This window comes from Comamonas sp. HJ-2 (assembly GCF_053615495.1).
This window is the reverse complement of sequence record NZ_JBSIFD010000005.1, coordinates 80,466-99,965: the sequence shown is the minus strand read 5'-3', so window position 1 is coordinate 99,965 and position 19,500 is coordinate 80,466. Positions and strand designations below refer to the sequence as shown.

Here is a 19,500-nt window from a genome sequence, read left to right as displayed (position 1 = left end):
CCATCATCGGCAAAGCCGCACAGCGCAGCCCGGGCCTGGCAAGAGGCAGGGCTGCACTGTCGGGTTTCATGGCCGGCTTACTTGAGGCTGATGGTGGTGTTCACGCCGTGGCTGGTCGTGCTGTCGTCGAACCAGCGCGCCGTGATGGTCTTGGTCTGGGTGTAGAACATGACCACCTGCTTGCCGTAGGGGCCCAGGTCGCCCAGCTTGGAGGCGCGGCTGCCCGTGAACGAGAACAGCGGCACGGGCACGGGGATGGGCACATTGATGCCGACCTGGCCCACATCGATCTCTTCCTGGAACTTGCGCGCGGCCGCACCCGATTGGGTGAAGATGGCCGTGCCGTTGCCATTGGGGTTGGCGTTGATGAACTCGATGGCCTGATCGATATCCTCGGCAGCGACCAGACACAGCACGGGGCCGAAGATTTCCTGCTCGTAGATGCTCATGCCGGGCTTGACGCCGCTGAAGATGGTGGGGCCGACAAAATTGCCCTTGGCATAGGCTGCCACCTCGGGTTTGCGACCGTCCAGCTCCAGCGTGGCGCCGTCGGCCAGGCCGCGCTCGATCAGGCCTTCGACACGCGACAGGGCCGCGCAGCTCACCAGAGGGCCGACATCGGTGCCGGGCTCGGTACCGCCATTGACCTTGAGGGTCTTGGACTTGGCCACCAGATCGGGAATCCAGTTGCGGGCCTCTCCCACCAGAACGGCCACGGAGACCGCCATGCAACGCTGGCCGGCCGCACCGAAGGCAGCGCCCAGCAGGGCATTGAGCGACTGCTCCTTGTTGGCGTCGGGCATGACGATGGCGTGATTCTTGGCGCCCATCATGCATTGCACGCGCTTGCCGTTGAGGCTGGCGCGGTTGTAGACATGGGTGCCGACCTTGGTCGAGCCCACAAAGCTGATGGCCTTGATATCGGGGTGGTCGCAGATGGCGTTGACCACGTCCTCGCCGCCGTGGATGACGTTGAGCACGCCAGGAGGCACGCCGGCTTCCAGTGCCAGCTCGGCCAGACGCATGGTGACGATGGGGTCCTGCTCGGAGGGCTTGAGAATGAAGGTATTGCCCGTAGCGATCGCCATGGGGAACATCCACAGCGGAATCATGGCCGGGAAGTTGAAGGGCGTGATGCCTGCACACACGCCCAGCGGCTGGTTCAGCGTATAGGTATCGACACCGTTGGCCACATTGTTGGCCAGCTCGCCCAGCTGCAGATTGCCGATGCTGGCCGCGTGCTCCACGACTTCCAGGCCGCGGAAGACATCGCCTTCGGCGTCGGGCAGGGTCTTGCCCTGTTCGGCCGTCAGCAGGGCGGCCAGCTCCTTCATGTTTTCGCGGATCAGCTGCTGCAGCTTCAGAAAGATGCGGGCGCGTGCGCCGATGGGCGTCTTTTTCCAGGTCTTGAACGCTTGCTTGGCATTGGCCACGGCGGCGTTGACCTCGTCGGGCGTGGCGAACGGTACGCGCGCCAGCACTTCCTGCGTCGCGGGGTTGACCACATCGCGCCACTGGGTGGTTTTGGATTCGACCATCTGCCCGTTGATGAGCAGCTTGACCGTGGGCGCCAGAACCTTGGCGGAAGTCGGTGCGTTCATGAGGTGTCTCCGTTGGTGAATTCGTTCCTCATGGTATGTGTGCGGATTTGCTGTAGCAATAGCAAACACTGCACATAGGGTGTGCAAATGTGCACAAGTGGATGCTATGTCTGCCAGCGCTTTGGAGCTTGTCGTGCAGGCATGGCTGCAGTACCTGCGGCGGCAAAATGCAAAAGGGCCCACCCGGGCCCTTTTGCCGTTCTCAGGTGCTCTTAGAGCTCGCTGAACATCTCGTCAAAGGCTTCGCTCGCGAAGTCGTTGCGCCAGGCCTTGTCCTTGTCCTTGGGCACCATGCCCAGGGAAAGTACGCCCTCGTAGGTGTAGCTGGCGGGGGCTGAGTATGCAGCTTGCAGCTTCTTGAGTTCGCCCTGCACCTGATCCAGGCTGAGCTTGTTGCGCACCATGCGTTGAATGCCCTCGGCCCAGGTCTCGGGGGTCTTGACCAGCTGGCAGCTGAACTTCACATCGGTATTGAGCACGCCATGCTTGTCGAGCTTGGGCTTGGTGGCCGAGACGGTCTTGCACTGCGATTGCTGGCGCGCCTTTTGCACCGTGCTCATCAGGCTTTCCACGGGCGCACGCAGGGCGCTGCGCTGCGCCTCGGGGAACAGGGGCAGGGCCACGTCGGTGACTTCGCGCGGGAAGTCCTTATCGGCTTGCTTGAGTTCGGCGGCGTTGGCGTAGTCCGCGCTGCGGCCCGAGCGCAGGCGGTCCGGACGCAGATAGTCATTGAGTTGGCTGATGGCCTGCTCGTCGTGATTGACCAGGGTGCGGATATACAACTCGGCAGCAGCAATGGGCGAAGGCGGCTCGGCCGCCTGCGAAGCTGCGGCCAGCGGCAGCAGCAAAAAAGCGATGGCAGTCTTGATGGAATTGTTCATCTTTTTATAACGATTTAAAGGGTCTGAATCGCGTGGAGTCACGTGAAAACAGAAGGAAGCCCGGCGCTGCGGCCTGGGCGGGAAGCTGCCTTGAGAGCGGGCCTCTCGCAAATCGGCTGCAGCTTCTTGGCATGGGGCGCTCCAGAGTCTGGATGCAAGTCCGTGGGAGCGCCTCGCAATAAGTGTAACCCCGGCTTGCTAGCATTTTTGCAGGCCTGCTGGAGCTGAGCTGCAACGGGGTCGAGAACTGACGGCCATGCGCCGCAGCTGTTGCCCAGTGTCGGTGCGGTAGGCAAAAAAGCCCCATTCAGCCAATGCTGACGGGGCTTTTGAGGGTTGGGGGGATGTGTCCGGGCCGCGCTTTTGGGATGGCCGCAGCCGGCTCTCAGTCGAGGCTGATCTGGGCTTTTTCAATGAGCAGCTTGTATTGCTCGGACTTCTTCTTGGCAAATTGCTGCATCTCGGGCACGGTGAAGCTCATGGGCTGGAAGGCGAAGGTGGAGAACTTCTCGCGGACCTGCGGGTCCTGCAGCACGGCCACCACATCGCTGCGGATCTTGTCGCGCACGGCGGCGTCCACGCCCTTGGGGCTGAGCAGGGAGACAAAGGAGTTCACATCCAGCTCGGCGGGGCCGCCGGCTTCGGCGACCGTCGGCACGTCGGGCATTTGCGCGATGCGCTTGGGCGCGGCCACGGCCAGATAGCGGATCTTGCCGCTTTTGTAGATGCCCTGGCTGGAGGGCAGGCTGGCAAAGCTCCAGCTTGGGTCGCCGTTGGCGACCGAGGTGAACAGCTGGCTGACCTCGCGGTAAGGCACATGGGTCATCTTGCTGCCCGTCAGATAGTCCAGCCATTCGCCGCCCAGATGGCCGGGGCTGCCCACGCCCCAGGAGCCGTAGCTGATCTTGCCGGGCTCGGCCTTGGCGGACTTGATCAGGTCGCCCATGTTCTTCCATGGCGAATTCGTGGGGACGGCCACAAAGAAAGGGGTCAGGAACAGCGGGGCCACGGGGTCGAAGTGGCTCAGCGTGTTGAAGTTCTTGTTCTTGTAGAGATAGGGCAGGGCCGAGATATGTTCGCTGTCCAGTTGCAGCAGGGTATAGCCGTCGGGCTTGGCGCGGCGCGCGTACTCGATGGCGACAAAGCCGCCGCCACCGGGGCGGTTGTCCACGGTCACGCCTTGCTTCCAGCGCTGGGCCAGCTTTTCGCCAACGATGCGCAGCACGGCATCGGGGCCGCTGCCCACGGCAAAGGCAGTGACCACGGTCACCGGGCGGTTGGGATAGCTGGAGGCATCACCCTGGGCCAGCGCCTGGCCGGCTGCGACCAGCAGCGCCGCTGCGGAAGCTATTGTTTTGATAGCTGTTTGTGTAGTTATGGATTGGCTTTGGTGCTGATTTTGCTCGTATTTCACAGTTTGTCTCCGGTGGGTGTTTTTTAGGGACTGCAAAGCGTTGCTGGGCAGCCGCGTCCGGGCGCGGCCGCAGGGGACGGGTCTATTGCGGAGCGTCGGGCTGGGCCAGAGGCGCTGCCTGGGCAAAGGCGGGCAGGGCGCTGCAAGCCGCATCGACAGCGCTGATCAGCGGCCAGCGGGCCAGATCCACGCCAAAGCGGCGTGCGCTTTCGACCTGCGGAATCAGATAGACATCGGCCAGGCCGGGAGCCTTGCCGAAGCAGAAGCTGCCGCGTGTGTCGTCCTGTGCCAGCAAGGCTTCGACGGCGTCAAAGCCGGCCGTGATCCAGGTGGTGCACCAGGCGTTGATGCCGGCCTCGTCGGCACCGAACTGCTGGCGCAGGGTCTGCAGGATGCGGCGGTTGTTGATGGGGTGCACATCACAGCCCACGATGGCCGCCAGGGCGCGCACATGGGCGCGGGCCTCGGGGTCGGCAGGCAGCAGCGCAGGCTCGGGGTAGCGCTCTTCCAGCCATTCGATGATGGCCGGCGACTGGATCAGCGTCTCGCCGCTGTCCAGCGTCAGCGCGGGCACCAGGCCTTGAGGGTTGATGCGCTTGAATGGCGCTTCGGCCTGCTCGTCCACACGCAGATCGACAGGGAGGTAGTCGGGCGTGAGGCCCTTGAGATTGAGGGCGATGCGCAGACGGTGCGAGGTGCCGCTGCGAAAAAAACTGTAGAGCTTCATGGTCTGCGCGCTTTACTCGGGCTGGCCCACGTTCAGGGCAATCTCGCCCACGCCTTCCACACGACCTGTGATCCGGTCGCCGGGTAGCACGGCACCCACGCCCTCGGGCGTGCCCGTGTAGATCAGATCACCGGCTTGCAGGTGATAGAACAGCGACAGGTCGGCAATGATTTCTCGGATGTTCCAGATCAGCTTGTTCACATCGGACTGCTGTTTGACCTGACCGTTGACGCTCAGCTCGATGAGGCCGGACTCGATCACCTTGCCGGCCATGGGCACGACTTCACCGGCGACGGAGGACTGCTCCACATCCTTGCCCAGATCCCAGGGACGGCCCTTGTCGCGTGCCACCAGCTGCAGATCGCGGCGCGTCATATCGAGGCCGCAGGCATAGCCGTAGATGTGCTCATGGGCTTGGTCGGCAGGAATGCGAAAGCCCGCTTTGCCGATGGCCACGACCAGCTCCATCTCGAAGTGGTAGTTGCTGGTCTCGGGTGGATAGGCCACGGTGGCGCCCGATTCGGTCAGCGTCTGCGGGGCCTTGGTGAAATAAAAGGGGCGCTCTGTGCTTTTGTCCACGGGGCGGCCCATCTCCAGCGCATGGGCGTGGTAGTTACGGCCCACAAAGAACAGGCGGTTGACGGGCAGGCGCTGCTCACTGCCGCGCACGGGCAGGGATTGCACGGGGGATGGCGCCCAGAGATAGTTGGCTTGGGTCATGTGTGATTCCTGATGGGTATCGGTGACTAGGTACTTGAAAAAGACGCGTTCCATGTGTGAGACAGCCGGCAAGGGCCTTGGCGGCCCCGCAGCAAAGGCTGTCTCCCCCTTGAGGGGGAAGACGCGAAGCGGCTCAGGGGGTATCCACCCTGTACGCGTGGACGGCCTCGAAAATCGGGGTATCGGCAAAACGGAACAGATCCAGCTGCGCCTGGTCGGCATCGCATTGCGCGCTGAACAGCTGCCAGGAGGGCACGACAAACATGTCGCCGCGCCGCACCTGCCATTGGCGCTCGCCCACGGTCACCGTTCCCTGGCCGTCGAAGACCTGGAAGACGGCAGAGCCCACTTCGCGCTTTGGTCGGGTGCTGGCGCCGCAAGCCACGCGGTGCATTTCGCAGCGAATGGTGGGCAGCACGTCGCGGCCATTGCTGGGGTTGGTGTAGCGCACGGCGGCATGGCCTGGGCTGATCGTGGCGGCGCAGCCTTCGGCTTCGAGCGCCAGTTGCTCGGTCAGCGCGCGGTCGGTGTCCACCCAGCGGTAGGCCAGCAAAGGCGTGCTCGGGCTGTTCTGCAGATGCGCCACAGGGCTCAGCCCGGGATGGCCCCAGAGGCGCTCGGAGCGCGAGAACTCGGGCGTGGCACGCTCCTCGGGGTCCAGATGCAGGCGGCCATGCTCGAAGAACTGGGACTCGGTGTAGTAGGCAAACGGAATATCCAGCCCGTCTATCCAGGCCATGGGCTGGCTGGCCGCATTGTGGTGGGCGTGCCAGTTCCAGCCGCCCTGGGGTAGAAAGTCGCCGCGCGACATGCGGATCGAGTCGCCGTTGACCACGGTCCACACGCCTTCTCCTTCGACCACAAAGCGGAAGGCATGCTGGGTGTGGCGGTGCTCGGGCGCATCTTCGCCGGGCATCAGGTACTGGATGGCAGCCCACAGCGTGGGCGTGGCAAACGGGCGGCCGCCCAGCGCCGGATTGGCCAGGGCAATCGCCCGGCGCTCGCCGCCCCGGCCCACGGGGACGATGCGACCGGCTTCATCAGCCAGCTTGAGCAGATTCTCCCAACGCCACAGATGGGCGGCGGCCTGGCTTTTGGGGTGGGCAGGCATCAGGCCGCCGATCTCGGTCCACAGCGGCACCAGCATTTCCTGCTCGAAGCCTCGGTACAGCTGCGCAAGCGCAGCTGTGGGCTCGGGTTGGCCGGGGGCGTCGCGGGCCGTGAGCTTGACCGGTGAGGGCTGGGCTTGCGCAAGGCTCATGGTTTGTCTCTTTCTTTGGTATCTGCCGGGCAGTGCGTTGCTGCCGGGTCTGGTGGCTTGTGGCCTGAAATGGGGTCAAAGAGAGGCTGCGAATTAAATAAACAGCACACTGATGATTAGCATAATGTTGATCTGCATCAGCGATGATTGGGTTAAACCCGGTAGCAGGCCTGGCTCGAATCGGGGCGGCAGTCGTGCGAATATCGGGGTCTTTCAGTCATGGCCCTTCAACTGCCGCATGGCAGGGCGGGCTCGGCTTCGGCCACCCAAGACATGCAATACCAACCCGCAGAACTAGAAAACTATCCCGGCTACCACATCCGCAGGCTGCAGCAGATTGCCGTAGCCGTGTTCATGGAAGAAACCGAGGAATTCGGCGTGACGCCCGTGCAGTACGCGGCCCTGTCGGCCGTGCTGCGTCAGCCGGGCATCGACCAGCGCACGCTGGCACGCAATATCGGCTTCGACACCTCCACCATAGGCAGCGTGATCGACCGCCTGGAAGCACGCGGCCTGATGGCGCGCAACGCCAGCCCTGCAGATCGGCGTGTGCGTTTGCTGAGCCTGACCGAAGAGGGGCGCGGCCTGCTGGTGGCCGCCGAGCCTTCGGTGCTGCGCGCTCAGCGTCGCATGCTGGAGCCTCTTCCTGACGACAAACGGGCGCAGTTCATGGAAATGCTGTCGCTGCTGATTCACGAGAACGACGAGTTCGCGCGCGCCCCGAGCGCGGTGGCCCAGCGCAGTGCTGAGCGCAAGCGCAGTGCTGCCGTCAAGGCGGTTAAGGGCCTTACGGGCAAGATGCAGGGCAGCGTGAACGACTGAACCACGGATCGCAAGGAAAGACATTGGACTGGGACCATCTGCGTTTTTTTGGCGAACTGGCGCGCAGCGGCAGCATGGCGGCGGCTGCGCGACGCATGGGAGTCGAGCACACCACGGTGTCGCGGCGCATTCAGGCGCTGGAAAAGCAGCTCGGTGCCGTACTGTTTGCGCGCGAAGGCGGGCAGTGGCGGCTGACCGAGGCTGGGCGGCAGTTGCAAGAAGTGACCAACACCATGCAAAGCGCGGTCGACGGGCTGGAGCGGGGGCCCCTGGCGCATGCAGCGACTGCCGAAGGGCTGGCCGGGCTGGTGCGGGTGGGGGCCACCGAAGGCTTTGGCACGCAGATGCTGGCCTCCGAGCTCGCCAGGCTCACGTTGCGCTATCCGCTGCTCAGCGTGGACCTGCTGGCGCTGCCGCGCATGCTGCATTTGTCCAGCCGCGAGGCCGATATCGTCATCTCGCTGGAGCGGCCCAAGCGCGGCTCGGTTGTCGTCACCAAGCTGACCGACTACCGGCTCTATCTGTACGGCCAGCGTGAATACCTGGCGCGCAAGCCATTGGTGGCCAGAACCGAGGATCTGCGCCATCACAGCTTTGTGCACTATGTGGACGATCTGCTGTTCACGCGCGAGCTGCAATTGCTGGATACCTTGCACCGGCCCGAGCGTTTTGCGCTGCGCAGCACTAGCATTACCGCTCAATACGAGGCCGTGCGTGCCGGTGCCGGTCTGGCCGTGCTGCCGGCATTTGTGGCCGACAAGGACCCGATACTGAGCCGCGTGCTACCCGAGCAGGCTTGTTTCACACGCACCTTCTGGATGAGCATGCCCGTGGAGTCGCGCCAGATTCCGCGCATAGCCACGACCTGGAGCTTTCTGCGCGATGCCGTGCAAGGCATGCAGAAGCTGCTATTGCCCGATGCATGATTTTTGATGGCGTCTTGCCCTTGATGGGGCGGCCTGACTTCTGATTTGACCTGCATCCATGCGCTGCATGGTGGAGGCTGGTCTGCGCCGCCAGACCAGTTTGGAGTCAGTCATGAAAAGTCCTGAGCGCCGATGGATGCCGTCGCCATCGTCTTGATAACAGCGCGGATTGCACGCATATACTGATCCGACCGGATGACTCGGCGCCTGCGGCAAGGTCAGGCCTGTATCTGCCTTTGCCACGCGCAGCGCTATGACCAGAGCGTATGGCTGCCTGTCTCCTTGCGCTGATTTTTAAGAAAGCAAAGCATGATCGTCACAACCACTCCCTCCATCGAAGGCAAGCGCATCACCCGTTATTGCGGCGTGGTGGCGGGCGAGGCCATTCTGGGCGCCAATGTGTTCAAGGACTTCTTTGCCGGAATTCGCGACATCGTGGGCGGGCGTTCTGGAACCTACGAACGCGAGCTGCAAAAAGCGCGTGAAATTGCCCTCAAGGAACTGGAGCAACGCGCTGCGGAGGCGGGAGCCAATGCGGTGGTTGGCGTGGACCTTGATTTCGAGGTGCTGGGTCAGGGCAATGGCATGCTCATGGTCTCGGCCAGCGGCACGGCTGTCGTCGTGGAATAGGCAGCCAGCGACTGAGCTGGCTTGACGCCAGAAAGGCTGCAAACCTATTCCATGTGCAATTGCACATTTTTGGACTACTTCGAAATTTATAGCGAAAAGTCGTTGTAGAATTCGTTCCATCGTAGGGGAGTCGCCAAGCTGGTTAAGGCACTGGATTTTGATTCCAGCATGCGAAGGTTCGAATCCTTCCTCCCCTGCCAAAATCCAAAACCCTGCTCATTGCAATGAGCAGGGTTTTTTGTTTGTGAGCTTGGGGCGCATGCAAGCGAGCCCAAAGCTTTCAGTCATGCGCAATTGGGGCACTCAGGTTGCGCTATGCGCATCAAGCCTTGCCGGGCAGCACAAGGCGCAGTTGTCGGTGATTGGCGGTTGCTTGCCGTCTGGTGGGCTCAGGCATTGCTGAAATCGACGTACCAGGCCAAGGGATAACCTAGGGTAAGCACTTACCTTTTGCAGATATTTGCGGCAAACCAGCCAAACTTACCGAGTGTTTTCGCCGTATCGTCAGTGGCATCGATGAGCGCGGGAAAACAACCATTAGACTCTTCGCTCTTTTGTGTCGCTGTTACTCGGTGAGCGCACTTGGGTCCTTGTGAGCGAGCTTGACCGCTCGCCCACGACAGAGGCCTGGTCTCGGCCGGAGTCACTCTGACGTACCGCAGTGCGCCTTGCCCTGGTCACAAGCGCAGGCAAGTGCAAATATGTTGATATATCTTGCCTGATTGAAACAAATGTATACATATTTGCCATCTGAAAAGACAAGCTCACTACCAGGCTGGGTTAGCTGACACAATGATCGGCTGTTGGGTGTCGCTGAGGTTCGCTCCGCGCGTTTGGCTGAGGTCGAACAGCAACAGAAGCCGATTGGCGCAATGCATGGCTGCAGGTGGTGGCAGAGAGTTCTTGGGGTTTGTGTTTAACGCAGCGTTTGCGTAAGTGCACGGCAAGATTTGGATAGACAAGGTATGGAATATCGACTGGATGAAACGGACCGCCAGCTGCTGCGCCTGCTGCAGACCAATGCGCGTGCCTCGACCGCGCATTTGGCTCGGCAGATGAATCTGGCTCGGACCACGGTGGTTGCTCGCATCGCCAAGCTGGAGCAGGAGGGCGTGATCGCCGGCTATGGCGTTCGCCTTGGCTCGCGCATGGAGCAGTCTGCCGTGCGCGCCTATTGCGGTATCCGTGTTCAGCCCAAGACAGCAACTTCGGTGATGCAGGCGCTCAACCGCTTCACCGAGGTGGAAGAGGTGTCGGCCGTCAGCGGACAGTACGACTACATGGTGTTTGTGCGCTGCGAGAGCAATGAGAAACTGGATGCGCTGCTCGATCGTATCGGCCTGATCGACGGCATCCAGCAGACCTATACCTCGGTGGTGCTGAGCCGCAAGATCGACCGCCGCACCACGGCCGAGGTCGTGGGAGAGGCTTAGAAGCCCAGAGTCAGTATCTGACGCTCATATGCAAAACGCCCGGTTCAAACCGGGCGTTTTGCATTCTGTGGTGAAAGGAGAGCAGGGCTGCGCTCCTTCTCGATTGCCTGGTGCGCTCAGTCCACAAAGACCTTGGGCGAGCCTGCCTCCATGCGGCCAATCACTGCAGCATCGCCAAAGCCGCTGTCGGCAAAGACCTTGAGCACCTGCTGGACAGCATCTGCCGCACAGGAAACAAGCAGGCCGCCAGAGGTCTGAGGGTCGGTCAGCAGCGCTTTCTGGGCATCTGTCACGGTCGATGCCAACTGGATGTGCTCGCCATAGGATGCCCAGTTGCGCCCCGATGCGCCCGTGAAAATGCCTTGCTCTGCAAGCGCCTGAACACCGGGCAGCACGGGCAGCTTGGCGCTTTCAATGCGTGCGCTGAGCTGGGCGCCACGGGCCAGTTCCAGGCCGTGGCCCAGCAGGCCAAAACCGGTCACGTCGGTCAGCGCGTGCACGCCCTCGAGCTTGGCAAGCTCGGCGCCGGGGCGGTTGAGCTTGGTGGTTGCATCCACCATGGCGCGGTAGCCTGCATCGTCCAGCAGATTCTTCTTGAGCGCCGCCGAGAGAATGCCCACGCCCAGGGGCTTGCCCAGAATCAGCACATCGCCGTCCTTGGCATCGGCATTGCGCTTCATCTGCTTGGGGTTGACGATACCGATGCCGACCAGGCCGTAGATGGGCTCCACCGAATCAATCGAGTGGCCGCCCGCCAGAGGAATGCCTGCATCGCGGCAGACCGATTCGCCGCCTTCCAGAATCTTGGCAATCACATCGTGCGGCAGCACATTGATGGGCATGCCAACAATGGCCAGTGCCATCAGGGGCGTGCCGCCCATGGCATAGATATCGGACAGCGCGTTGGTGGCGGCAATGCGGCCAAAGTCATAGGGGTCGTCAACGATGGGCATGAAAAAGTCCGTCGTCGCCACGATGGCCTGCTCGTCATTGATCTTGTAAACGGCCGCGTCGTCTGCGGTCTCTGTGCCTACCAGCAGGTCAGGAAAAAACTGCTTGGGCAGATTGCTTTTGGCCAGCAACTCCGACAGCACGCCGGGTGCAATCTTGCAGCCGCAGCCGCCGCCGTGAGAGAGAGAAGTCAGGCGCGGGGTCGCGGGGGAGGAAGTACTAGTGGATGTGGTGGAGTTCATGGCTGTAGGTTAACTTGCAGTCACCGCAGTGCTGCACTGCTCTTGCCGAGTTTGGGCTAGAGCGGAGGTGTTTTGATATCCTGTTTGGCAGGAATCTATTATCGGCCTCGATAAACAGGCACGGGCTGCGGTATGTGATCTGGCGATGGCTGGTCTGAATTTTGGTAATCCATCTTTGCTGTCGATTCTGGTCAGCCGAAAGTGGCTCTGGCGCGTTAAGGACTGAAGCGTTTCCGGGACGAAGCGCGATCTCGCCGGCCCACGGTGATCTATATCGAGCATGGAGACATATGTCCAATCGCACTTCACTCATCCGCAGCCTGGCAGCCTTGGCGCTGGTTTGCGCAGCGGGTGCCGCCCAGGCACAGGCCTATATCAGCGGCTCCATCTCAGGGCAGCTGGCGCCCGGGGTTTACGGTCAGGTCAATATCGGTAATGCACCACCGCCGCTGCTGTATGCCCAGCCGATGTGGGGCGGCCCGGTAGTGCCGCAGGTGCAGCCCATCTATATGTGGGTGCCGCCCGGCCATTCGCGCAACTGGCGCAGCTACTGCGGCCGCTATCACGCCTGCGGCCAGCCGGTCTATTTCCTGCGCAATCCGCCACCCCATTGGCGTGCAGGACCTCCGCCGCGCCACCACCACGAGCGACGCGACTGGCATGACGACCGCCGGGATCATAGGCACTGGGACAGAGACGATCGCCGCGATCGACGTGACTGGGACAGGCATGATCGCGATGACCGGGGGCGTGGTCATGGTCATGGTCACGGGCGTGGGCATGGACGCCATGACGACTAAATTAGGGGTTAACCACTAAATTCACTGTTGCTTATGCACAGCAATGAAGGCTGATTGCTATTGAAAAAATAGCAACCGGCCTTTTATTTTTATTGGCTTCATGCTTGGTTTGTAGGTATTTATACGTGTTATGAGCAAGCACTTTGCTATGCCTTTGCGGCATAGCTGCTAGCGGAGGGCTTGCCTAGTGGGAGGGGGCAGGGCTGCCGACAATAGTCTCATTCGTTTTGACTAGATGGTTGCCCTGATGCACGCCCTGTCGAGCGCCTCGTCCTGCCGGTGCAGTCTGCCCGCAGCGTGACGGGAGTGGCTCGAAAGGCCTCGATGGCCGGGACTCGGCATTCGGGATTGCGGGGCAGCCATGGCATCCACTTCAGGAGTCTTCCGGCATGAGCGCAGCACTCAAAGGCATTTCTTCCATGGCAACCCGCCAGGTCCTCGCGGATCTGGTTGCAGCCTGGCAGGCCCAGGGCGGCGAGCCGGTGCAGATCGAATCCGTGGGTGGTGTGGATGCCGCGCAGCGTGTGCAGTCCGGTGAAGAGGCCTTTGATGTGGTCTTCCTGGCTTCCAACGCCATCGACAAGCTGCAGGCCGCCGGCCGTGTGGTTGCAGGCAGCAAGGTGGACCTGGTGCTCTCCAGTACCGCCGTGGCCGTGCCTGCTGCTGCAGCCCTGCCCGATATCGGCTCCGAAGAGGCCGTGCGCGCTGCCGTGCTGGCCGCGCCCAGCATTGGCTATTCCACCGGCCCCAGCGGTGTGGCGCTGCAAAAGCTGTTCGAGCGTTGGGGCATTGCCGACGAGATCAAGGCCCGCATCGTGCAGGCCCGGCCCGGCGTTCCCGTGGGCTCCATGATTGCTTCGGGCGAAGTGGCGCTGGGCTTTCAGCAGCTGAGCGAGCTGATCCATGTTGCGGGCATACAGATCGTGGGCGGCCTGCCTGCCGCGATTGCCATCGATACGGTGTTTTCTGCCGGCGTTGTGACGGGCTCGGCACATGCGGATGCCGTGCAGCGTCTGCTGGCCTTCATGGCTGCGCCTGAAGCCGAAGCGGCCAAGCGCCGCCAGGGCATGGAGCCCGCTTGAATTGATTCGTGTCCAGGCGGGGGCCTGGCACTGACACCCCATCCAGCAAAAGGGCAGTCATAGCCCTTTCGTGACGGACGTACCAGATGCCTTTGAGGCTTTGGCGCCAGCCGCGAGACAGGAGATAGAGGCGACAAAGAGAGGCAACTGAGATTCCAAATATGACTTCGCAAACTAGCAAACAGAGCACCGGCCCGGCGGTCGTCAATGTGCAGACCGTGCTCAACGAGAGCCCGTTTTCACGCTTCCAGTGGGGGATTTTCTTCCTCTGTTTTTTGATTGTTCTGCTCGACGGTTTTGATACCGCCGCCATCGGCTTCATCGCGCCTTCGCTGCTCGGCGAATGGGGCATCGACAAGTCCCATCTGGGCCCGGTGCTGAGCGCGGCCCTGTTCGGCCTGGCGTTCGGCGCGCTGGGCGCGGGTCCGCTGGCGGACCGCGTGGGCCGCAAGACCGTGCTGATCATCGCCTCGGTGGTGATGGGCGGTGCATCGATTGCTTCCGGTCTGGTGCACGATCTGCAAGGCCTGACCATCTGGCGCTTCATCACCGGCCTGGGTCTTGGCGCGGCCATGCCCAACGCCATCACGCTGATGAACGAATACTGCCCTGACAGCAAGCGTTCCTTCATCACCAACTGCATGTTCTGCGGCTTCCCCATCGGCTCGGCCTTCGGCGGCTTTATCGCGGCCTGGATGATTCCGCATTTCGGCTGGCGCAGCCTGCTGATCGTGGGCGGCGTGGTGCCCCTGATCCTGGCCGTGCTGATGATCGTGATGCTGCCCGAGTCGGTGCGCTTCATGGTGCTCAAGAACTACTCGGCCGACCGCGTGCGCAAGGTGATGGTGCGCATCGCCGCCGGCACCCGCAATGCAGCGCGTTTTGTGCTGAACGACGGCGGCGAGGCGGCTGCCCAGGCACAGCAAGGTCCTCAGGGCCTGCGTCTGGTGTTCTCGCAGAAATATCTGGTCGGCACGCTGGCCCTGTGGGTGACGTATTTCATGGGCCTGGTGATCGTCTATGGCCTGGTCAACTGGATGCCTGTGCTGTTCAAGGAAGCAGGCGTGCCCGCCAGCCAGGCAGCCGTGATTGCCGCGCTGTTCCAGCTCGGCGGCGTGGGCGCGATCTTCGTCGGCCTTTTGATGGACCGCTGGAATGCCAATCTGATCATCGCGACGGGCTACTTCCTGACCAGCCTGGGCGTGGCCTTCATCGGCCAGGTGCTCGGAGGTGGCGTGGGCATGCTGGTGGCTTCGGTATTCATTGCCGGTTTGCTGATGAATGCGGCACAGTCGTCCATGCAGGCGCTGGCTGCCGAGTACTACCCCACGGAATGCCGCGCCAGTGGCGTGTCCTGGATGCTGGGCATCGGCCGCTTTGGCGGCATTGCAGGCTCTTTCCTGGTGGCCGAGCTGTCGCGCCGTCACCTGGAGCTGCCGCAGGTCTTCATGGTGGTTGCCATTCCCGGTGTCATCGCCGCGCTGGCGCTGCTGGTCAAGAACCGCTATGCCGGCGGCGCACCGCGCACCTCCATGCTGGGCCTGGGCGGCGCGCACTGAACTTTTTGATAGACGAATTATTTTTTAACGGAGCTTGAAGATGATCATTGACGTACACGGTCACTACACCACGGCGCCTGCGGCTCTGGGCGCATGGCGCGATCTGCAGATCGCCGGCCTCAAGGACCCGAGCAAGACCCCGTCGGTGGCCGATCTGAAGATCAGCGACGATGAAATCCGCGAGACCATCGAAACCAATCAGCTGCGCCTGATGAAGGAACGTGGTTCCGATCTGACCATCTTCAGCCCCCGTGCCTCGTTCATGGCGCACCACATCGGTGACTTCCAGACCTCCAGCACCTGGGCCGCCATCTGCAACGAGCTGTGCTTCCGCGTCAGCGAGCTGTTCCCCGATCACTTCATTCCCGCCGCCATGCTGCCCCAGTCGCCCGGCGTGGACCCTGCGACCTGCATTCCCGAGCTGGTCAAGTGCGTGGAGCAATACGGCAACGTGGGCCTGAACCTGAACCCCGATCCCTCGGGCGGTCACTGGACTTCGCCCCCGCTGTCCGACAAGAGCTGGTACCCCATCTACGAAAAGATGGTGGAGTACGACATCCCCGCGATGATCCACGTCTCCACCAGCTGCAATAGCTGCTTCCACACCACGGGCAGCCACTATCTGAATGCCGACACCACGGCCTTCATGCAGTGCCTGACTTCGGATCTGTTCAAGGACTTCCCGACCCTGAAGTTCCTGATTCCCCATGGCGGCGGAGCCGTGCCTTACCACTGGGGCCGTTTCCGCGGTCTGGCGCAGGAGATGAAGAAGCCGCTGCTGGAAGAGCATCTGCTCAACAACATCTACTTCGACACCTGCGTTTACCACCAGCCGGGCATCAACCTGCTGACGGAAGTGATTCCCACCAAGAACATCCTGTTCGCCAGCGAAATGATCGGCGCCGTGCGCGGCATCGATCCGCAGACCGGTCACTACTACGACGACACCAAGCGCTACATCGAAGCCACGCAGAACCTGACGGCCGATGAAAAGCACGCCGTTTACGAAGGCAATGCCCGCCGCGTGTTCACGCGTCTGGACAAGGCGCTCAAGGCCAAGGGTCTGTAACTTCTCAAAGAAGAGAGCTGCTGGCGTACGGTATGAAAGGTTTTCAATAAGAAAACTATTCAAATCTGATGAATGACAAGCGCTACCAGCTCACTTTTTGGATTCAATAACGTCAAAGCAAAGAGGTATTTCCATGTACGAACTGGGAGTTGTCTACCGCAATATCCAGCGCGCCGACCGCGCTGCTGCTGACGGCCTGGCCGCCCTGGGCTCCGCCACCGTGCACGAGGCCATGGGCCGCGTCGGCCTGCTCAAGCCCTATATGCGCCCCATCTACGCCGGCAAGCAGGTCTCCGGCACCGCCGTCACCGTGCTGCTGCAGCCCGGCGACAACTGGATGATGCATGTGGCTGCCGAGCAGATTCAGCCCGGCGATATCGTGGTTGCTGCCGTCACCGCCGAGTGCTCCGACGGCTACTTCGGCGATCTGCTGGCCACCAGCTTCCAGGCGCGTGGCGCACGTGCGCTGATCATCGACGCCGGCGTGCGTGACGTGAAGACGCTGCAGGAGATGGACTTCCCGGTCTGGAGCAAGGCCATCTCTTCCAAGGGCACGATCAAGGCCACCCTGGGCTCGGTCAACATCCCCATCGTCTGTGCCGGCATGCTGGTCACGCCCGGTGACGTGATCGTGGCCGACGACGACGGCGTGGTCTGCGTGCCCGCTGCCCGTGCCGTGGAGGTGCTGGCCGCTGCCCAGAAGCGCGAAAGCTTCGAAGGCGAAAAGCGCGCCAAGCTGGCTTCGGGCGTCCTGGGCCTGGATATGTACAAGATGCGCGAGCCCCTGGAAAAGGCCGGCTTGCGCTATGTGGATTAACACCCCCTGAGCGGCTGCGCCGCTTCCCCCTCTCTCGCTGCGCGGGAAGGGGACGACACCCTCGGTGCGGGGCGGCCCTTCCTCGGTGTCTCTGAGATGTGGCAGCGCCAGTTTCATGGATGGTGGGAAGTGCGCAGCGCACGGTGCAATCAACAATTGAGGAGCAAACAGATGAGCGCCTTTGAAAAAACCCCCGGCTGGCTGGACTGGTATGCCAACCCCAGCAAGCCCCAGTTCAAGCTGCCTGCCGGCGCTGTGGATGCGCACTGCCATGTGTTCGGTCCCGGCAACGAGTTCCCCTTCGCCCCCGAGCGCAAGTACACCCCCTGCGACGCCAGCAAGGCCCAGCTGTATGCGCTGCGCGACCATCTGGGTTTTGCGCGCAATGTGGTGGTGCAGGCCACCTGCCACGGTGCGGACAACCGCGCCATGGTCGATGCCTGCAAGTCCTCGGGCGGCAAGGCCCGTGGCGTGGCCACGGTCAAGCGCTCCATCAGCGATGCCGAACTGCAGGAGCTGCACGACGCCGGCGTGCGCGGCGTGCGTTTCAACTTCGTCAAGCGTCTGGTGGACTTCACGCCCAAGGACGAGCTGATGGAGATCGCCGGTCGCATCGCCAAGCTGGGCTGGCATGTGGTGATCTATTTCGAAGCCGTGGATCTGCCCGAGCTGTGGGACTTCTTCACCGCGCTGCCCACCACCGTGGTGGTTGACCACATGGGCCGCCCCGACGTGACCAAGGGCGTGGACAGCGAGGAGTTCGCCCTGTTCTTGAAGTTCATGCGCGAGCACAAGAATGTCTGGAGCAAGGTGTCCTGCCCCGAGCGCCTGTCCGTCTCCGGCCCCAAGGCGCTTCATGGTGAGCAGAATGCCTACCAGGACGTGGTGCCGTTCGCGCGCCGCGTGGTCGAGGAGTTCCCCGAGCGCGTGCTCTGGGGCACGGACTGGCCGCACCCCAACCTGAAGGACCACATGCCCGACGACGGCCTGCTGGTGGACTTCATTCCTCATATCGCTCCCACCGCAGAGTTGCAGCAAAAGCTGCTGGTGGACAACCCCATGCGTCTGTACTGGCCCGAAGAGGTCTGACGGAGTTCCGGCGACACATACACCCGGAAACAGGCCGCAGCCTTGTCGCATGGGCTGCGCCATCCGTAACGAGGAGAATTTATGGCTTTGGAAAAACCGTATCTGGACGTGCCCGGCACCATCATTTTCGATGCCGAGCAGTCCCGCAAGGGCTACTGGCTCAACCAGTTCTGCATGAGCCTGATGAAGGCCGAGAACCGCGAGCGCTTCCGCGCCAACGAGCGAGCCTATCTGGACGAGTGGGCGATGACCGAGGAGCAGAAGCAGGCCGTGCTGGCGCGCGATCTGAACTGGTGCATGCGCACCGGCGGCAATATCTACTTCCTGGCCAAGATCGGTGCCACCGACGGCAAGAGCTTCCAGCAGATGGCGGGCTCCATGACCGGCATGACCGAAGAAGAGTACCGCGCCATGATGATGGGCGGCGGCCGCTCTGCCGATGGCAATCGCTATGTGGGCGAGGACGGTGATGCGCAGGCGCACCATCAGCCCCAGGGCAGCGCAGGCAACCAGAACAAGGAAGGCAACTAAGACATGGCACGCATCACCGCATCCGTTTTCACCTCGCACGTGCCAGCCATCGGCGCCGCCATGGACATGGGCAAGACCCAGGAAGCCTATTGGGCGCCCCTGTTCAAGGGCTATGACTTCTCGCGCCAGTGGATGAAGGACAACAAGCCCGATGTGATCTTCCTGGTCTACAACGACCACGCCACGGCCTTCAGCCTGGACTGCATTCCCACCTTCGCCATCGGCACGGCTGCGGAATTCCAGCCCGCCGACGAAGGCTGGGGCCCGCGCCCCGTGCCCAAGGTGGTCGGCCATCCCGATCTGGCCAGCCACATTGCCCAGTCCGTGATCCAGCAGGACTTCGACCTGACCATCGTCAACAAGATGGACGTGGACCACGGCCTCACGGTGCCGCTGTCGCTGATGTGCGGCGAGCAGGACCCCAAGACCGGCTCCTGGCCCTGCCCGGTGATCCCCTTCGCCGTGAACGTGGTGCAGTATCCCGTGCCCACCGGCCAGCGCTGCTTCAACCTGGGCCGCGCCATCCGCAAGGCCGTGGAGAGCTACGACCAGGACATCAACGTCCATATCTGGGGCACGGGCGGCATGAGCCACCAGCTGCAGGGCGCGCGCGCGGGCCTGATCAACAAGGAATGGGACAACCAGTTCCTGGATCTGCTGATCGAGAACCCCCACGGTCTGGCGCAGATGCCGCATATCGACTATGTGCGCGAAGCCGGCTCGGAAGGCATCGAGCTGGTGATGTGGCTGATCGCGCGCGGCGCCATGTCCGATGTGGACGGCCCCGCACCGCTGCCCAAGGTGGCGCACCGCTTCTACCATGTGCCCGCATCGAACACCGCAGTGGGCCATCTGATCCTCGAGAATCAGTAAACGTTTCACCACGTTCGCTGCTTCGCGTATTCACTGCCCCCTGTGGGGGGGGCTTCGCCTCCTTGAGGCGGC

Annotated in this window: 19 protein-coding genes and 1 tRNA gene; 13 read left to right on the top strand and 7 right to left on the bottom strand. The window is 62.3% G+C overall.

Annotated features, from left to right (window positions below):
* Window positions 1–77: 77 nt before the first annotated feature.
* The 6 genes from ACWGXF_RS06270 to ACWGXF_RS06245 form a co-directional block, all read right to left on the bottom strand.
* Window positions 78–1,601 carry a CoA-acylating methylmalonate-semialdehyde dehydrogenase gene (locus ACWGXF_RS06270; RefSeq protein ID WP_012838771.1) on the bottom strand — a complete coding sequence of 508 codons (1,524 nt, stop codon included), beginning with the start codon at window positions 1,599–1,601 and terminating at the stop codon, window positions 78–80.
* Between the two features lie 212 nt (window positions 1,602–1,813).
* Window positions 1,814–2,482 (bottom strand): hypothetical protein, encoded by a 669-nt coding sequence (locus ACWGXF_RS06265; RefSeq protein ID WP_256630749.1) that lies wholly within the window; start codon window positions 2,480–2,482, stop codon window positions 1,814–1,816.
* 385 nt (window positions 2,483–2,867) lie between these two features.
* Window positions 2,868–3,860: a Bug family tripartite tricarboxylate transporter substrate binding protein gene (locus tag ACWGXF_RS06260; RefSeq protein ID WP_409338879.1), complete on the bottom strand. Its 993-nt coding sequence runs from the start codon at window positions 3,858–3,860 to the stop codon at window positions 2,868–2,870.
* 118 nt (window positions 3,861–3,978) lie between these two features.
* The gene (gene maiA, locus ACWGXF_RS06255) at window positions 3,979–4,623 is read right to left on the bottom strand and encodes a maleylacetoacetate isomerase (RefSeq protein WP_314352679.1); all 645 of its coding nucleotides are present in this window, start codon (window positions 4,621–4,623) and stop codon (window positions 3,979–3,981) included.
* Between the two features lie 12 nt (window positions 4,624–4,635).
* Window positions 4,636–5,343 carry a fumarylacetoacetate hydrolase family protein gene (locus ACWGXF_RS06250; protein WP_256630747.1) on the bottom strand — a complete coding sequence of 236 codons (708 nt, stop codon included), beginning with the start codon at window positions 5,341–5,343 and terminating at the stop codon, window positions 4,636–4,638.
* Window positions 5,344–5,476: 133 nt separating this feature from the next.
* Window positions 5,477–6,604: a cupin domain-containing protein gene (locus tag ACWGXF_RS06245; RefSeq protein ID WP_256630746.1), complete on the bottom strand. Its 1,128-nt coding sequence runs from the start codon at window positions 6,602–6,604 to the stop codon at window positions 5,477–5,479.
* 273 nt (window positions 6,605–6,877) lie between these two features.
* Here ACWGXF_RS06245 and ACWGXF_RS06240 point away from each other — a divergent pair, with 273 nt between their 5' ends.
* The 5 genes from ACWGXF_RS06240 (at window position 6,878) to ACWGXF_RS06220 (ending at window position 10,415) form a co-directional block, all read left to right on the top strand.
* Complete coding sequence (locus tag ACWGXF_RS06240; RefSeq protein ID WP_034358594.1) at window positions 6,878–7,426, top strand: MarR family winged helix-turn-helix transcriptional regulator; 549 nt, start codon at window positions 6,878–6,880, stop codon at window positions 7,424–7,426.
* A 23-nt stretch (window positions 7,427–7,449) separates the two neighbouring features.
* A complete protein-coding gene (locus tag ACWGXF_RS06235; RefSeq protein ID WP_003067507.1) occupies window positions 7,450–8,352 on the top strand; it encodes a LysR family transcriptional regulator in 903 nt (300 codons plus the stop codon).
* A 309-nt stretch (window positions 8,353–8,661) separates the two neighbouring features.
* Entirely contained in the window at window positions 8,662–8,982 is a 321-nt protein-coding gene (locus ACWGXF_RS06230) for a heavy metal-binding domain-containing protein (RefSeq protein ID WP_003067510.1), read from the top strand.
* A 123-nt stretch (window positions 8,983–9,105) separates the two neighbouring features.
* A tRNA-Gln gene (locus ACWGXF_RS06225) sits at window positions 9,106–9,182 on the top strand.
* 765 nt (window positions 9,183–9,947) lie between these two features.
* The gene (locus ACWGXF_RS06220) at window positions 9,948–10,415 is read left to right on the top strand and encodes an Lrp/AsnC family transcriptional regulator (RefSeq protein ID WP_003067511.1); all 468 of its coding nucleotides are present in this window, start codon (window positions 9,948–9,950) and stop codon (window positions 10,413–10,415) included.
* A 116-nt stretch (window positions 10,416–10,531) separates the two neighbouring features.
* On the opposite strand, the gene selD is transcribed toward ACWGXF_RS06220, so the two are convergent.
* On the bottom strand, window positions 10,532–11,608 hold the full coding sequence (gene selD, locus ACWGXF_RS06215) for a selenide, water dikinase SelD (RefSeq protein ID WP_256630745.1): 1,077 nt from the start codon (window positions 11,606–11,608) through the stop codon (window positions 10,532–10,534).
* 290 nt (window positions 11,609–11,898) lie between these two features.
* Here selD and ACWGXF_RS06210 point away from each other — a divergent pair, with 290 nt between their 5' ends.
* The 8 genes from ACWGXF_RS06210 (at window position 11,899) to ACWGXF_RS06175 (ending at window position 19,428) form a co-directional block, all read left to right on the top strand.
* On the top strand, window positions 11,899–12,408 hold the full coding sequence (locus ACWGXF_RS06210) for a hypothetical protein (RefSeq protein ID WP_452101769.1): 510 nt from the start codon (window positions 11,899–11,901) through the stop codon (window positions 12,406–12,408).
* Window positions 12,409–12,797: 389 nt separating this feature from the next.
* A complete protein-coding gene (locus tag ACWGXF_RS06205; protein ID WP_314352677.1) occupies window positions 12,798–13,490 on the top strand; it encodes a substrate-binding domain-containing protein in 693 nt (230 codons plus the stop codon).
* A gap of 161 nt (window positions 13,491–13,651) precedes the next feature.
* Window positions 13,652–15,049: an MFS transporter gene (locus tag ACWGXF_RS06200; protein WP_034408249.1), complete on the top strand. Its 1,398-nt coding sequence runs from the start codon at window positions 13,652–13,654 to the stop codon at window positions 15,047–15,049.
* 40 nt (window positions 15,050–15,089) lie between these two features.
* Window positions 15,090–16,118, top strand: coding sequence for an amidohydrolase family protein (locus ACWGXF_RS06195; RefSeq protein ID WP_003054189.1), 1,029 nt, complete (start codon window positions 15,090–15,092; stop codon window positions 16,116–16,118).
* Between the two features lie 133 nt (window positions 16,119–16,251).
* Window positions 16,252–16,935: a 4-carboxy-4-hydroxy-2-oxoadipate aldolase/oxaloacetate decarboxylase gene (gene ligK, locus ACWGXF_RS06190; protein WP_012838739.1), complete on the top strand. Its 684-nt coding sequence runs from the start codon at window positions 16,252–16,254 to the stop codon at window positions 16,933–16,935.
* A gap of 171 nt (window positions 16,936–17,106) precedes the next feature.
* Window positions 17,107–18,024, top strand: coding sequence for an amidohydrolase family protein (locus ACWGXF_RS06185; protein WP_034379439.1), 918 nt, complete (start codon window positions 17,107–17,109; stop codon window positions 18,022–18,024).
* An 81-nt stretch (window positions 18,025–18,105) separates the two neighbouring features.
* Complete coding sequence (gene ligA, locus ACWGXF_RS06180; RefSeq protein ID WP_034379438.1) at window positions 18,106–18,555, top strand: protocatechuate 4,5-dioxygenase subunit alpha; 450 nt, start codon at window positions 18,106–18,108, stop codon at window positions 18,553–18,555.
* 3 nt (window positions 18,556–18,558) lie between these two features.
* On the top strand, window positions 18,559–19,428 hold the full coding sequence (locus tag ACWGXF_RS06175) for a class III extradiol dioxygenase subunit beta (RefSeq protein WP_012838736.1): 870 nt from the start codon (window positions 18,559–18,561) through the stop codon (window positions 19,426–19,428).
* Window positions 19,429–19,500 lie beyond the last annotated feature (72 nt).